This window comes from Anaerosporobacter sp. (genome assembly GCF_965301125.1).
This window is the reverse complement of sequence record NZ_CBDLAM010000102.1, coordinates 1-14,050: the sequence shown is the minus strand read 5'-3', so window position 1 is coordinate 14,050 and position 14,050 is coordinate 1. Positions and strand designations below refer to the sequence as shown.

General features: G+C 33.5%; 17 protein-coding genes. 14 read left to right on the top strand and 3 right to left on the bottom strand.

Going from position 1 to position 14,050, the window contains the following annotated elements; translation table 11 throughout:
• A partial coding sequence (locus tag ACW2QF_RS11910) for a methyl-accepting chemotaxis protein (protein WP_455716225.1) occupies window positions 1–908 on the top strand: 908 nt, incomplete at its 5' end.
• 93 nt (window positions 909–1,001) lie between these two features.
• Here ACW2QF_RS11910 and ACW2QF_RS11905 read toward each other — a convergent pair.
• Window positions 1,002–1,622, bottom strand: coding sequence for a flavodoxin family protein (locus ACW2QF_RS11905; RefSeq protein WP_455716224.1), 621 nt, complete (start codon window positions 1,620–1,622; stop codon window positions 1,002–1,004).
• Between the two features lie 186 nt (window positions 1,623–1,808).
• On the opposite strand from ACW2QF_RS11905, the gene ACW2QF_RS11900 reads away from it, so the two are divergent.
• Window positions 1,809–2,792 carry an NAD(P)-dependent oxidoreductase gene (locus ACW2QF_RS11900; RefSeq protein WP_455716223.1) on the top strand — a complete coding sequence of 328 codons (984 nt, stop codon included), beginning with the start codon at window positions 1,809–1,811 and terminating at the stop codon, window positions 2,790–2,792.
• 109 nt (window positions 2,793–2,901) lie between these two features.
• On the opposite strand, the gene ACW2QF_RS11895 is transcribed toward ACW2QF_RS11900, so the two are convergent.
• Entirely contained in the window at window positions 2,902–3,261 is a 360-nt protein-coding gene (locus tag ACW2QF_RS11895) for a YccF domain-containing protein (protein ID WP_455716222.1), read from the bottom strand.
• Between the two features lie 216 nt (window positions 3,262–3,477).
• Here ACW2QF_RS11895 and ACW2QF_RS11890 point away from each other — a divergent pair, with 216 nt between their 5' ends.
• Window positions 3,478–4,227 (top strand): class I SAM-dependent methyltransferase, encoded by a 750-nt coding sequence (locus ACW2QF_RS11890; protein ID WP_455716221.1) that lies wholly within the window; start codon window positions 3,478–3,480, stop codon window positions 4,225–4,227.
• A 56-nt stretch (window positions 4,228–4,283) separates the two neighbouring features.
• Here the strand turns inward: ACW2QF_RS11890 and ACW2QF_RS11885 are convergent, their stop codons facing one another.
• Window positions 4,284–5,147, bottom strand: a complete 864-nt coding sequence (locus tag ACW2QF_RS11885) for an AAA family ATPase (protein WP_455716220.1) — start codon at window positions 5,145–5,147, stop codon at window positions 4,284–4,286.
• 255 nt (window positions 5,148–5,402) lie between these two features.
• Between ACW2QF_RS11885 and ACW2QF_RS11880 the strand changes: the two genes are divergently transcribed.
• The 11 genes from ACW2QF_RS11880 to ACW2QF_RS11830 all read left to right on the top strand — a co-directional run.
• Window positions 5,403–7,181, top strand: a complete 1,779-nt coding sequence (locus ACW2QF_RS11880) for an Ig-like domain-containing protein (protein WP_455716219.1) — start codon at window positions 5,403–5,405, stop codon at window positions 7,179–7,181.
• Between the two features lie 70 nt (window positions 7,182–7,251).
• Complete coding sequence (locus tag ACW2QF_RS11875) at window positions 7,252–7,503, top strand: kinase to dihydroxyacetone kinase (RefSeq protein WP_455716218.1); 252 nt, start codon at window positions 7,252–7,254, stop codon at window positions 7,501–7,503.
• Window positions 7,504–7,679: 176 nt separating this feature from the next.
• Window positions 7,680–8,612 (top strand): ABC transporter transmembrane domain-containing protein, encoded by a 933-nt coding sequence (locus ACW2QF_RS11870; protein ID WP_455716217.1) that lies wholly within the window; start codon window positions 7,680–7,682, stop codon window positions 8,610–8,612.
• Between the two features lie 2 nt (window positions 8,613–8,614).
• Window positions 8,615–9,271, top strand: coding sequence for an ATP-binding cassette domain-containing protein (locus ACW2QF_RS11865; RefSeq protein ID WP_455716216.1), 657 nt, complete (start codon window positions 8,615–8,617; stop codon window positions 9,269–9,271).
• On the top strand, window positions 9,243–10,211 hold the full coding sequence (locus ACW2QF_RS11860; RefSeq protein ID WP_455716215.1) for an ABC transporter transmembrane domain-containing protein: 969 nt from the start codon (window positions 9,243–9,245) through the stop codon (window positions 10,209–10,211). The genes ACW2QF_RS11865 and ACW2QF_RS11860 overlap by 29 nt, the downstream gene beginning before the upstream one ends.
• Entirely contained in the window at window positions 10,189–10,695 is a 507-nt protein-coding gene (locus ACW2QF_RS11855; RefSeq protein ID WP_455716214.1) for a MerR family transcriptional regulator, read from the top strand. Before ACW2QF_RS11860 ends, ACW2QF_RS11855 begins: the two co-directional genes overlap by 23 nt.
• Before the next feature lie 27 nt (window positions 10,696–10,722).
• On the top strand, window positions 10,723–11,166 hold the full coding sequence (locus ACW2QF_RS11850) for an NUDIX hydrolase (protein ID WP_455716213.1): 444 nt from the start codon (window positions 10,723–10,725) through the stop codon (window positions 11,164–11,166).
• A gap of 2 nt (window positions 11,167–11,168) precedes the next feature.
• Entirely contained in the window at window positions 11,169–11,738 is a 570-nt protein-coding gene (locus ACW2QF_RS11845) for a histidine phosphatase family protein (RefSeq protein WP_455716212.1), read from the top strand.
• Window positions 11,739–11,831: 93 nt separating this feature from the next.
• Window positions 11,832–12,359, top strand: coding sequence for a hypothetical protein (locus tag ACW2QF_RS11840; protein WP_455716211.1), 528 nt, complete (start codon window positions 11,832–11,834; stop codon window positions 12,357–12,359).
• A 150-nt stretch (window positions 12,360–12,509) separates the two neighbouring features.
• Window positions 12,510–13,481 carry a helix-turn-helix transcriptional regulator gene (locus ACW2QF_RS11835; protein ID WP_455716210.1) on the top strand — a complete coding sequence of 324 codons (972 nt, stop codon included), beginning with the start codon at window positions 12,510–12,512 and terminating at the stop codon, window positions 13,479–13,481.
• A 231-nt stretch (window positions 13,482–13,712) separates the two neighbouring features.
• The coding region (locus ACW2QF_RS11830) for an RNA polymerase sigma factor (protein WP_455716209.1) at window positions 13,713–14,050 on the top strand (338 nt) is incomplete at its 3' end.

The window sequence follows — 14,050 nt, the reverse complement described above, 5'->3', positions numbered from 1 at the left end:
CTATTGTAGATGAGATGTATACGTTTAATCAGTCAGTATCAGATATATCTAAAACGATGCAAAGTACGTCTAATGATATCACTGAAGTTCTCGATCAAGTTGCAACAGCTGCTATTAGTCAAGCAAGTGATACAGAGAATGCTGTTACGATATTAAATGATAGTATTTCCAGCATTAATCAGATATCAGATAAGAGTGAAGATAATAAAGGTCTAATTGAAAATGCAGTGACTGACATTGAAACAAGTTTTAATAAGGTTGAACGTACTGCTACGGAAATTAATCAAGTATTGGATAAATTTAACGGAATAAAGAATAGTGGATTTACTTTACAAGAAAACGCAAAAGACATTACAAGCATTGTTACTATTGTATCTAGTATAGCAAATCAAACGAATTTATTAGCGTTGAATGCATCCATTGAAGCTGCGAGAGCAGGAGATGCAGGAAAAGGTTTTGCAGTAGTTGCAGAAGAGGTTAGAAAACTTTCGGAAGAAACGAATTCAGCAGTTTCTCAAATCAATGAAAGTTTAACTGGATTATTACTTAGCATTGAAGAGATTGTTAAGAATATTGATGTTCAATATGGTGTTTTGGAAGGAGAGAATACAAAACTTTCCGAAGCAGTTGTTACATCGAATAAATCGAATCAACATCTTAAGGTAGTATCCGAAGAGATGGTAGAAACATCAAAACGTTTGAAGAATGAAGCGAATAATATATCGTCTTTATTTTCAAATATTGAAAACTTGGCTGCTATTGCAGAAGAGAATTCAGCATCTACACAAGAAGCAAATAGTAATGTATCTATTTATGTAGATCAAATCAAAGATCTTACAAACCTTATTGAAGTGTTTGAAAATATGATTGCTCATTTTAAAGAAGACTTGGTAAAATATCAATTATAAAGATGAAAAAGAAGGAACTGTTGCATTACGATTCTATCATTAGTAGAATTCATGCAACAGCTCCTTCTTTTTGTATGTAATGTACGTTATGTGTTAACGTATAAAATTAGTTGCAATCCTTGGTTCATAGGTTGGCATAGTTAAACCTGAGTTAGCACTTGCATATTTGCCCTTAATTAACCAAGCCATATTTTCGCCAAGTGTACGCATAGTTTGTAATCCTTCTAAATCTTGTTTGACTTCTTCAGGTGTATTACCGTGTACTTGGTTCCAATATTGTGAAGATACAACAGGCATATTGGAAATTGAAAAATATTTGTTTAAGCGGTCGAATGCTGAACTGGCACCTCCACGACGGCAGGATACAATGGTAGCAGCAAATTTACCTGCCATATCAGGTCCACTGGAATAGAATAGTCGATCAAGAAAAGCACATAGTTGACCAGATGGACCTGCGTAATATACAGGAGAACCAACGATAATTCCATCATATTCATAAATATGATCATGGATATCGTTTACCTTATCTGGAAATACACATCTACCAGTTGTTCTACATTTCTTACAGGCGATGCAACCAGCAATAGGTTTTTTACCTATTTGAAAAATTTCTGTTTCAATCTCCTGCTTATGTAGCGTCTCCTCAATTTCATGTAGAGCTGTAAACGTACAACCATGTTCGTTGGGACTACCATTAATTAATAAAACTTTCATTATACTTACCTCCGATTTTAATTTAATTGATTAGTGGGCTGTTATTGATTTACATTATATGCTAAAAGTATCAAGATGAATAGTACTGTTGACAAAAAATAGAGACAAAACTATACTTGTCTAGTAACAAGGAGGTTAACAATATGTTTGCCATCCTATTTCAATAATAATAAAAGTGAGGTATAAATGAAGATATATGTTTATGATGTTGCAGATTTTGAAGAAAAAATATTTGCAAAATTACAAAAAGAAGTAAATGATGAATTGGCTTTCTCAAAAGAGAGCTGTAATTTAGAAACCATAGAAAAAGCAAAAGGCTTTGATGGGATTACTACACTTGGTTATAGTAAGATTGATGAAACTATACTAAGGAAAATGAAAGAATATAATATTAAGTACATATCGACTAGAACAATAGGTTTTGATCATATAGATGTAGCAAAAGCAAAAGAGTTAGGAATTTCAGTATTTCATGCTAACTATGAACCTAATAATGTAGCTGATTTTACAGTTATGATGATGTTAATTTTGCTTAGAAAAGCTAAGGTTTCAATATGTAGAGCTTTGGTAAATGACTTTTCCTTAAATGGCATGCAAGGAAAAGAGATGAGAAGTCTTACGATAGGAGTAATCGGTACAGGAAAGATTGGAACAACTGTTATTAAAAACTTAAGTGGTTTTGGTTGTAATATAATAGCATATGACCTATATCAAAACGATACAGTAAAACAATATGCAAGGTATGTTTCAATTGAAGAGATATATAAAGAGAGTGATATCATTACACTGCATATGCCGTTAACAGATAGTAATTATCATATGATTAACGGAAAGATAATTGAAAAGATGAAGAAGGGTGTTATCATTATTAATACAGCTAGAGGTGGTTTGATTAATACGGAAGATTTAATATCTGGATTAGAATCAGGACATGTAGGTGGTGCAGGTATTGATACTCTTGAAGAGGAAAATACAGTAATGCACAAGGATCTCGGCACAAAGATAATTGATGAACGAGCTTTGCTTTACCTAAAACAATTCCCTAATGTACTATATACACAACATTATGGATTCTTTACTGAGGAGGCTACAGAAATGATGGCTCGGTGTGGAATTAAATCAATTCAACTGGCAGCGGCAGGGCTAGAGAATCCTTTTGAGATAAGATAATATAAATAAAGCAAACGTTCAGATGATATGATACCTCTAAAGTAGATTTGGTTATCTACCGTGTCTACTTTAGAGATATCATATCAGAAACGTTTGCTTTTTGTTTGTTTTATCTTACTTGCGAACCGAATGGCATCAAAGCTAACTTGGCTATTTTAAAACATTGAAGACCAAATGGAATGCCAACAATGGTAATGCAAAAAAGTACACCTATTAATGTAGCTTCAATTGCAAGTGCAAGTCCAGATATGATAATCCAAAGTATATTAAGTAATAAAGATCCTGCACCACCACCATAAACGACTTCTTTACCAAATGGGAAGAAAGCAAGACCAGCGAATTTAAAACATTGTAAACCAATTGGGATACCTACTATTGTAATACACCATATGATACCAGCAAGTAACCAGCTTAGCCCCATTATAAATCCGCCAAAGACAAACCAGAGTAAGTTACCTAAACAGCCCATAATTATCCCACCTTTTTTCTTTTATTATATCATATGATGAAGATATTTTAAATTCCAATAAATATAAGAAAAGGAATTACTATAAAGTTCATACAAACATAACTATAAAGAATGAAAAATATAAAATATATGAATTTTACTTATATTAGTTCGGGTGATATACTGAGATAATAACTACAAAGTATTCAAACTTTGTTAAAATGGAGGGCAGTAAATATGACTAATATTAAGTGGGACTCAAAGAATTACGCTAGTAATTTTAGCTTTGTACATGAATATGGACAAGAGGTTGTCAATCTTTTAGATGTTACAGAAGGGATGACGGTTGTAGATTTAGGATGCGGAAACGGCCAATTAACAAAGAAATTATCTGATATGGGAACAAAAGCAATAGGAGTAGATGCTTCTGAGGATATGCTAGTATTGGCGAGGAAAAGTTATCCAAAGTTAGAATTCATAAATTCTGATGCTACCAGTTTTACAGTGGGAGAAAATGTGGATGCAATCTTCTCAAATGCGGTATTCCATTGGATTGATAATCAAGATGACTTGATAGCTAATATTGCTAAGCAACTAAAAGAAGGTGGACAGCTTGTTTGTGAATTTGGAGGATATGGTAATACTGAATTAGTTCAAGCGTCACTAGAGAGAGAATTTCAAAGCCGTGGATTACATTACAGAAGAAACTTTTATTTTTCCACAATTGGCGAATATGCCTTTAAGTTAGAGAAACACGGTTTACTAGTAAAATATGCGACGCTATTTGAGCGACCTACGAAACAAATAGGTGAAGATGGCCTTGCAAATTGGATTCATATGTTTAATCTGTTACCTTTTCAAGGAGTTGAAGAGACCGTACAAGAGGAAATTATCCAAAGTGTTGTGGAAGAATTGAGGCCAGTGTTATACAAAGAGGGAAATTGGTACTTAGATTATGTAAGAATAAGAATAAAAGCGATAAAATAGATAGTATTTACTAAGTAGCAAAAGTTTATCAAATGAAGCCAAATAGTGGAAATCGACTATTTAGCTTCAAAATCTTTTCGGTGTTCTTCGAAGAATTGGTGATAAATCTGAACGTTCTTTAAGGTTGTCCAAGGTTTCGGTTTGACAGGATTTTTATCAAGGGCATTGATCTTAGCAGCTCTCATAGCTAATAAAAATGGTGAATGTGTGGAGATGATAAATTGACAGCCAAAGAACCGAACGGAATCTTCAATAAATTTGACGAATTCTAACTGACGTTCAGGAGATAGGCTATTTTCAGGCTCGTCTAATAGATAGAGGCCATTTTCTTCAATTTTTTCCATAAAGTATAAGAATGCATTTTCTCCATTGGAATGTTCTTGTATATTTTCTATTAAGTGATTGCGAACAAATTTGGATTGTGTTTTACTTCTGGCTTGATTCACCTTTTTTAATTGTTCATAGTCATTAAGAGAATTGAATTTGAAAGAGGAGTATTTGGCATCTAGATAATCTTCAAACAATTCTTCTCTCTTTACATCAATTCCTTCATTCATCATTCGTACATTTAGCATATAATCGAATACATCATCACTAGTAATAATTCTGCTGTGGTTAGGTAATTCCCGTTCAAGTGAACAGTAGCATAGGTTCACATAATCAGAAAAGAAATTCGATTGATTAAACCTAGAATCTCTCACTAGATTTAGTTTCTCAGATATTACATTTAAAGCAGTAGTTTTCCCGGAGCCATTTCCGCCATATAGAATGGTAATTGGTTCAAAGTTTAGGATATTAAGTTCTTTTCCGGAGAGCACCTTAAATGGATAAAAACTAGTATAGCATTGTCTTTTTATGGAGAGAAGAAAATCAAATTCCATTTCATCGTCGGGAAAAGAAAAAGACTCTAAATATAGCATACAATCACCTCTTTTTGTAATAGTTTCATTATAACCAATGATACGGTAAAGATAAAGGAAAAAAGAAATGGGAATAAAGTACTATATACTAAAAAATAGAATGAAAGATAGTATAATTATGTAATTTTTATTGGAATTTGTTTGAAAACTAAATATTATGTAGTATACTATTACTATTAAAACTTAACATATTTGCAGGTGCTAGACGATAACTTAGTCATTAAACAATATTAAAGTAGGAGGCATTATTAACGTATGAAGAAAAAAATTAGTTTGTTAGTATTAGTGATTATACTTTGTATATTAGGAGGAGCCAGTAAGAATGATGTTAGTATAGCATCAGAAATAACTAGAATTACTATCGGTAAAACAGTAAATGGTAATTTGAAGAATGGAGAAGAGGATTATTATTCGTTTAAGCCAACTGAAACGGGACAATTGACAATTACGATTAAAGGTAAAGTGCCAGAAGGATTAATAGCAACAATTCTTGATGAAACTGATACAACCACTTATCGTACAAAAACAGCCGAATATAATACCAAAAAAGGTTATGAAACAGTTAAGTATGTAATTAACGTGGATCCAATTACATATCACTTGCAAATAAAAGGAATGAATACATTAGTTAGTGGTAAATACACCATTAAAACGAGTTTTAAGTCATATAATGATAGTACTGATGGAAAAAATCATAGTTTAGATACCGCATATTCTATAAAAAACAATAAATATTACAAAGGATACATAACCATAGATGATACGATAGACTATTATAAAATCAAAGTGAAATCAGGAGCTAATCTAAAGTTCTCAGTAAATTGCAATTCTGCTTCTTCAATTACAGTGGGAATAATAAAACCGTCAGATAATTTTGTAAGCATTGCAGGTAGCGCAGGATATAATTATTCCTATGATTTTGACCAAAGTGTTCCTGCTGGGACGTATACAATTGTGATTTCCGGAAGTGGTGGTTCCGCATTAGAAGAAGGAAGAAACTATAGTATTACTACAGGCAATTATGTTTTAACCAAAAAATTAAAAACTATATCTAAGAAGACTATGTACGTTGGAAAAACATATAAATTATCTGTTACTAGAACACCTAAGAATTCGACAGAAAAATTAAAATATACATCATCCAACAAGAAAGTAGTTACTGTATCAAGTACTGGTAAACTTACTGCTAAAGCAAAAGGAACTGCTACTATTACAGTTACTGGTGCAGATTCGAAAATTAAGAAAAAGGTTAAAATTACAGTTAAAGAAATTGCAGTTAAGAAAGTACAGATTACAGGATCTTATAAGAGTATATACATAGGAAAGAGCATTAAGTTAAAGGCGAAAGTAACACCATCAAATGCAACCCATTCTACAGTAAAATGGAAGAGTTCTAATACAGCCGTTGCAACAGTAACTAGCAAAGGAACAGTGAAGGGAAAGAAATCAGGTAGTTGTATAATTACAGCTACAGCTGGAGGTAAAAAGGCGACGTACAAGATAACGGTAAAAGGGATTCCTGTTTCCTCTGTATATTTAAACAGAAAGAGTGCAACGATCAACGTAGGAGATACAGTAACGGTAAGTGCAAAGGTAAGTCCAAGCAATGCAACTAATAAAACAGTAAGATTTAGCTCTTCAAATTCTTCAATTGCAACAGTTAGTAGTAGAGGTGTGGTAACTGGAAAGGCAGCTGGTACTTGTACCATTACGGCAACAGCTGGAAGTAAAAGAGCAACTTGTACGATAACAGTTAATAAAAAGGCTACGACGACAACAACAGAAAAACCTAAAATCAAAAAGATTACAATGGATAGTTCTATAAGTTTGAAGGTTGGTGATAAGGCGAAGTTAAGTATTAAAGTTTCTCCAACCAATGCTGATAAGTCAGGTCTTACTTGGAAGAGTTCCGATACTTCCGTGGTAACTGTAAAAAATGGAACTATTACATGTAAAAAAGAAGGCTATGCAACAATAATCGTTAAATCTTCAAATGGAGTGACAGCCATGTGTACGGTTTATGTTAGTGAGTAAGAAAGGTTGCTAGAGTGGACGACAAATGCTATAATATGTTAATAAAATCAAATGAAAAGGAGAATATAATATGATAGAATATAGATTTGATACACAACTTTTAATTGATGGTCAAAACTTATCAGAAGATGCAATTAATGAGTACATAACAAATAATATTGAAGGGGATTGTTTACTTGCTGTTGGTGATGAAGAAACGATTAAGATTCATTTCCATACCAATACTCCATGGATATTATTAGAGTATTGTGCTTCATTAGGCGACATATATGATGTTGTTGTCGAGAATATGGAACGTCAGGCTAATGGCTTGCATGGATAAATAAACCACTGGCTCTGCCTGTTTGGTGAATAAAGGACTTTCCAATCACAGTTTTGTCATTGGAAGGTCCTTTTTTAATCTTGACTCTTCCCCAAGGACATAGTTTAAAATCAAGTTATGAAGGATTGTTATGATAAACAAATAAATTATCACATTAATCAAAAGAGGTATTAACTATGTCAAATCTACTACAACTATGCAAAAGAAAAACGTGTGTCATAGTTACGCTAATAGTCAGCATCGTATCTATTATCATAACATTATTCTGGAATTATAAACTAAGTCAGCTCATCAATCAGGTCCAATTTGGTATATCAATTACAAGTACTCAGATTTTAGTGGTGTTTGTACTGATGATTATAAGTACACTTAGTCAGGGGAGTTTTACATATCTGTCAGGGTATACAAGTGAGTACATAACTCATGATTTGAGAATGTACCTGGCACATCGTTTACTAAAGAAGAGTTATTACGAAGTTGAGCAACTGAGTACTGGGGAGCAGTTATCTCAGTTGCAGAATGAAGTATCTGAAATATCAAGTTATCTAACAGGAAGTTTATTCATGTTAATTAACGATGGAATACGTTTTATATTTACTTTCATCTGGCTACTAACAATGAATAGTAAACTTACCATTCTGGCTAACCTTCCAGTAATTATAATCCTTATCTATGTAATTTACACAAGTAAAGCTATTGAGGGATTGTCAAAACAAAGTCAAAGCAAGCAACAGCAGATGAATGGTTTTGCTGATATTTTACTAACACTTTTTCCAATCATTCGCATATACGAAGCAAATGAACTTTTACAAAATCGATACAATGACAAAGTTGAAGAATGGAAGAGAACTACCAGTCGTGAAGAGATGACCAGGGCTAGATTAATGTCATTATCAGCAGTGTTATCTTGTATACCATTGTTGTTAATTCTATTGGTAGGCGGAACGCTTGTAATAAGAGGCGAAATATCAATTGGATTGGTTTATATCTTTGTTAATCTGTCTGGAAATGTTTCAGGGGTTATGATGAACATGCCAGGACATATTGCTAATCTACGTAGATCTATCGGAAATCTTGAACGAATATTGTATGAGGAAGAAGGAGAATAAAGATGGAAATTATACTGAAGAATGCCACATTTAAATATGGTGAGAAGTTAATACTTGATGACATTAACCTGTCTGTTAAGAAACAAGAACACATTGGGATTCTTGGTAGTAGCGGGGGTGGGAAAAGCACTTTATTGAAAGTAATTGCAGGTCTATATGAGATTACACAAGGAACTTGCAGCGTTGCAGGATATCAGGATTTGGATTCCATTCGAAAGCAAGTTGCTGTGGTTATGCAAAGTGCAGGATTATTTCCTATGTCCATTAGAGATAACATCACATGTGGACATTTTATAAGTGATGAAAGAATAAAAGAGGCAATAGAAGCAGCACAATTAGATTCGTGGATTCACTCATTACCTGATGGAATAAATAGCTACGTGGGTGAACGAGCAAGTAAGGTGTCTGGTGGGCAGGCACAAAGAATTGCTATAGCCAGAGCAATTGCAAAAGATGCACCCATTATCTTGTTGGATGAACCAACATCTGCGTTAGATGATGAGACGGCTAGAGCAGTTATGCTTGCCCTACAGAACTTGACGAAGGGTAAGACTGTTGTACATGTGACTCACAGAATTGATACATTATGGGATTGTGATTGTATTTATGAATTGCGTGGAGGAAAGCTATATGATGCGAAGTTTAAGCCAAGTTTTTAAGAAAGTAGGAAGTTTTCATACATACATTGGACTTTTGATACTTCGGTGTCCATTTGATGCAATATTCACTATTATTAATGCCTGCTTTTTGCAATTTAGTTTTGAGTCTATCAATCAAGGTTCTGAAATTAATTTAAAACATATTTGCTTTTATTTTGGAATTGCAAATTTATTCCTATTTCTCTATAATGGAAGTATATGGAGTTTGTACGCAAGGTTTGTAACTGGTTTCACAGGAAAACTACGAAAGATTGTATTTTCATCTATTTTACATATGCCATTAGGGAAGTTTGATGAGAAGACATCTGGTGAGTGGATGACCCGATTGAATTCGGATGCACAGATGACAATCAATTTACTAAATGCGCCATTTAATATACCACATGCTATAGTTTCCTTTGTAAATATCTCTATATCAACACTTATGTTGTATCGAATTAACACAAGACTTATGCTAGTTTCTTTGCTATTCTTAATTCCTCATGTTGTTTTGAATAGAATATTAGTTTATAGAAATATTCCTACATTGATGGAGCAATCACAAGAGTCTACAGCTAAAAATATTAACTGTTTTTCAGCTCTAATTACTTGTGCGGATACAGTGGCTTTATATGATGCCACGGAGTTTGTAATGGAAGCTTATGAAAAGAGTAGTAAGGATATAGTCAAGGCTAATCTACGAATACATAAGAAGAAAGCAATTAGCAATCTAGTGGTACCTTTATTTGGTATGAGTGGTTATATTGTGCTGCTATTATTAGGTCTTGAAATGATTCGTAAAAATATGCTGACATTTGGAGCGCTAACAGCTGCATTGCAATATCGAGGAGCAGTTCTTGCGGGAACCATGTTATATATTAATTCAATGATAGAGATTCGTGCCAATACAGTGGGATTAAAGCGAATGGAGGAGACATATGGAGGAAGAAAAGCATTATAAGGAACAGGACAAAGGAGAAGAAACATTATTAAGGATTGGAGAAGTTGCAGCTTTCTTTAACGTATCCGTCAAGGCAATCAGGCTCTACGAGAAGAAAGGAATTATTAAGCCTTCTAAAGTAGATGATTTAACAGGATATCGTTATTATACGGTAGAGCAGGTGCAGCAGTTAAATGCCTTAGTTGAATTGAAGGCACTTGGATTTTCTCTAGATGAGATTAAGGAAATTATGGTAGGTGGAATTACCAATGAGAAATTATTAGCTGCATTGACGCATAAGAGAATGGCTTGGGAAGATATTATTAACTCAGCTGAGAATAAAATCGATGCCATTGATAAGATAACAGAGCGTTTAAGTTTATCGAAAGAGGCAATGAAGCTACAAGAATTAACAGAAGAAGAGAGAGCGTGGCTATTAGTGAAGATGGTGTGTGTAGAGGATTTGAAAGCACAGAGTATGTTGAGTGAGGCGATATGGTTATAAGTTAGATTGCTAATAGGAGAGAGAAGAATGAAAATAAAATTCTATGATTATGTTGAAGATGATCTGCTTAAATTTGCTGTGGTGTTTGCAAGATATCAAGGAAAATGGGTTTATTGCAGACATAAAAATAGAGACACATATGAGGTACCAGGGGGACATAGGGAATCAGGTGAGTCCATTGAAATGGCAGCAAAAAGAGAGTTATACGAAGAAACTGGAGCAGTTGATTATAATATTAAGCCTATTTGTGTTTATTCAGTTGAAGGGAAAACGAGGGTAAATGAAAGTGGGGAAGAATCCTTTGGAATGCTTTTCTATGCAGATGTTTTTCGATTTGAAGAGTTACCTGATTATGAAATTGAGGAAGTAAGATTTTTTGATGATTTACCCGAAGAGTTAACATATCCGTTGATACAACCTGTGTTATTAAAGAAGTTACAGGAATTTTGTAATATAAAGAGGATTGATTAATTATGACAACGGTATATTTTGTTAGACATGCTGAACCTAACTACAGCAACCATGATGATGAGTTACGAGAACTAACAGAAAAAGGGTTAGAAGATCGTAAACTTGTTACAGAGTATTTATCGGACAAATCAATAGATATTATTTTATCAAGTCCATACAAAAGAGCAGTTGATACAATAATGGATTTTGCAAAATATTATAATCATACAATTGAAACAATCTATGATTTTAGAGAAAGAAAAGTAGATAGTGTATGGATTGAGGATTTTACAACGTTTTGTAAGAATCAGTGGAGAGATTTTAATTATAAATATACAGATGGAGAAACATTAGCAGAAGTGCAAAAGAGAAATATAACAGCACTTAATCTGGTACTTGAAGAATATACTGCTAAGAATATTGTAATTGGGAGTCACGGAACTGCTTTATGCACTATAATTAATTATTATGATTCAAAGTTTGTGTATGAGGATTTTGAGAAGATACGGTGTTTAATGCCATGGATTGTGAAGTTTACGTTTGAAGGTAAGCAATTAATCACTATGGAATCAATTAATGTGTTTGAAGGATAGATATGTATGTGAACTATCTAGTAGGAAATATATCTGTTGAATTAGCATGGTGTAGAGCATTTGATAATCTTTTAATGGGGAAGTGAGAACGGTATGAACGATAAGCAAGCAAAATTAATAGAAGAATATATTGTATTAATTCCAGAACGTTTTAGAAAGCTATTCATAGATATAGCGGCGTATGCCGTATCTCTAGGATACAATCCTATACGAAATAAAACACAAGATTTAAGCATTGATTTCAAAAAGAATAAATATAAAGCAACCATTATGAAGATGGGATTAAAGGAATCAGTACATGATGGATTTGGTTATGGGGAAAGAGAAAACCCTGATTTACGCCTGCGATTCTTTGCTAGCGATATCTATTCTGATATTTTTCAAAATGCAATAAAGAATGTGATCGAAGAATTCGATGGTAAATATACTGGCTGTTATGGTTGTGGTAGATGCCATGGAGAATTAGAAGGATATACATATATTTATCCAGATGGACGGAAAGTGTTTCGTTGTGGACGTGAGTTAATCCCCATATTTGATTATGATGGGAGTACGGTTGAAGAGATTAAGAGATTGATGAACGAGCAAGATAATTTCTATAGAGAGAAGGATTGTATATAAGAACTTATTTCATTAGAGATTACTGTGTTTGAAGGAAACTAGGAGGGGTATATGACTAAAAAAACGAAAAAACAGCAAGTAAAATCAAGCAGTAAACGCTCTATTTATTTATAATTAATGTAGGGTGGTTGAAACGAGGTGAACAGATAAATGTATGAGTGGGAGAAGCAAATTCAAATAATAGTTGATGAGATTGACAAATGTATTAAAAATTATAATGATGAAGCCTTGACACTACGCTTTCTTTCTCACAGGCTGGGGTATTCTGAATTTCATACAACGAGAAAATTCAAAGAAATATCGGGAATGAAATTTAGGGATTATCTACGGCATAGAAAATTAGCTTTTGCACTAAAAGAGGTGAGGGATAGTGAAAAAAGCATTTTGGATATTGCTTTTGATTATGGTTTTTCATCACATGAAGCTTTTACAAGAGCTTTCAAGGAAACATATGGTGTAACTCCAAGTGAATACCGAAAAAAGCTTAATATTGTTGTTCTTCGAACAAAAATAACCCCTTTTGACCGCTACTTTTTAGGATTTGGAGAGATTGGTATGATGAAATCTACAGATGATGTTAAAATTTATTTTGTAACCATTCCCGCACACAAATTTTTGCACATTAAAAACTATGAGAGTAATGGGTATTGGGATTTTTGGCGAAAGCAAAGTATTATTCCGGGACAGGACTGCGAAACAATTTGCGGCTTACTCGATAGTATCAAGGGCAAATTGGATGACGAGGGTGGGAGCGAATCTAACAGCGGCAGCGGTCAGATTATGGCGTATATTAATGACCCGGATGGAAGACTCTGTGATTGGGGTATTCCGCATACAGAGTGTTATGGTGCACGTCTTCCTTTTGATTATAGAGGCGAAGTGCCGGCACAAATGCTTATGATTGATGTTCCCGAAGCCGAGTATATTGTTTTTGAACATGGACCATTCGATTATGAGCAGGAAAATCGTAGTATGGAGGAAAAGATTGAAAAGGCAATGGCAACTTTTGATTTTACAGGTACCGGTTACTGTTTTGATACTTCACCTGGTAGAATAATTTATTTTTATCATAATCCGGAGCGGTTTTGGAAGTATATCAGACCAGTGTGGAAGCAAATATAATCGACCTTAGTCCCTTTCTTTACTGGATTTTTCAAGTAGGCATTTGGTTCGAATCCTATCTGGCACTTAACTTGATTCGTCAGAAGTTCTTATTTATAAGGCTTCTGGCGATTTTTCGTTTCTGGGATTTTGAGTACCCATGATTACATCAGTTCTTTCATTTCTGAAGGAGGTTTAATAAAAATGTAACGTTTTCCATTTTTCTGCATCTAATATTCGAAAGGAGGAGAAATGGAGTCATTTGCTGAAATATACAAGAAATATTATAGTATGGTTTATCATTTCCTTTTGAAACTTTCTTCTAATGATATAATAGCTGAAGAAATAACCCAACAAGTATTTTATAAAGCATTTATACACATTGGGACATTTAAAGAAAAAAGTAGTTTATATACTTGGTTGTGTGCTATTGCTAAAAATGAATGGCTAAGGGAATGCAGAAGAAATAAGCACTTCATATCTGAATATATAGATGAGGCACCTTATAAAACAGATAGTGAAAGCTTAGTGGATGTAATCATTAATAAAGATACAAAGGAAAATTTAAGAAAAGAATTAGTATCTATGCC

Coding starts and splice junctions, on each gene's coding strand:
- ACW2QF_RS11885 (WP_455716220.1), bottom strand. CDS start 5,147: ATGCTATATTTAGAGTCTTTTTCTTTTCCCGACGATGAAATGGAATTT.
- ACW2QF_RS11900 (WP_455716223.1), top strand. CDS start 1,809: ATGAAGATATATGTTTATGATGTTGCAGATTTTGAAGAAAAAATATTT.
- ACW2QF_RS11890 (WP_455716221.1), top strand. CDS start 3,478: ATGACTAATATTAAGTGGGACTCAAAGAATTACGCTAGTAATTTTAGC.
- ACW2QF_RS11835 (WP_455716210.1), top strand. CDS start 12,510: ATGTATGAGTGGGAGAAGCAAATTCAAATAATAGTTGATGAGATTGAC.
- ACW2QF_RS11860 (WP_455716215.1), top strand. CDS start 9,243: ATGATGCGAAGTTTAAGCCAAGTTTTTAAGAAAGTAGGAAGTTTTCAT.
- ACW2QF_RS11875 (WP_455716218.1), top strand. CDS start 7,252: ATGATAGAATATAGATTTGATACACAACTTTTAATTGATGGTCAAAAC.
- ACW2QF_RS11840 (WP_455716211.1), top strand. CDS start 11,832: ATGAACGATAAGCAAGCAAAATTAATAGAAGAATATATTGTATTAATT.
- ACW2QF_RS11850 (WP_455716213.1), top strand. CDS start 10,723: ATGAAAATAAAATTCTATGATTATGTTGAAGATGATCTGCTTAAATTT.
- ACW2QF_RS11845 (WP_455716212.1), top strand. CDS start 11,169: ATGACAACGGTATATTTTGTTAGACATGCTGAACCTAACTACAGCAAC.
- ACW2QF_RS11865 (WP_455716216.1), top strand. CDS start 8,615: ATGGAAATTATACTGAAGAATGCCACATTTAAATATGGTGAGAAGTTA.
- ACW2QF_RS11870 (WP_455716217.1), top strand. CDS start 7,680: ATGTCAAATCTACTACAACTATGCAAAAGAAAAACGTGTGTCATAGTT.
- ACW2QF_RS11895 (WP_455716222.1), bottom strand. CDS start 3,261: ATGGGCTGTTTAGGTAACTTACTCTGGTTTGTCTTTGGCGGATTTATA.
- ACW2QF_RS11855 (WP_455716214.1), top strand. CDS start 10,189: ATGGAGGAAGAAAAGCATTATAAGGAACAGGACAAAGGAGAAGAAACA.
- ACW2QF_RS11905 (WP_455716224.1), bottom strand. CDS start 1,622: ATGAAAGTTTTATTAATTAATGGTAGTCCCAACGAACATGGTTGTACG.
- ACW2QF_RS11880 (WP_455716219.1), top strand. CDS start 5,403: ATGAAGAAAAAAATTAGTTTGTTAGTATTAGTGATTATACTTTGTATA.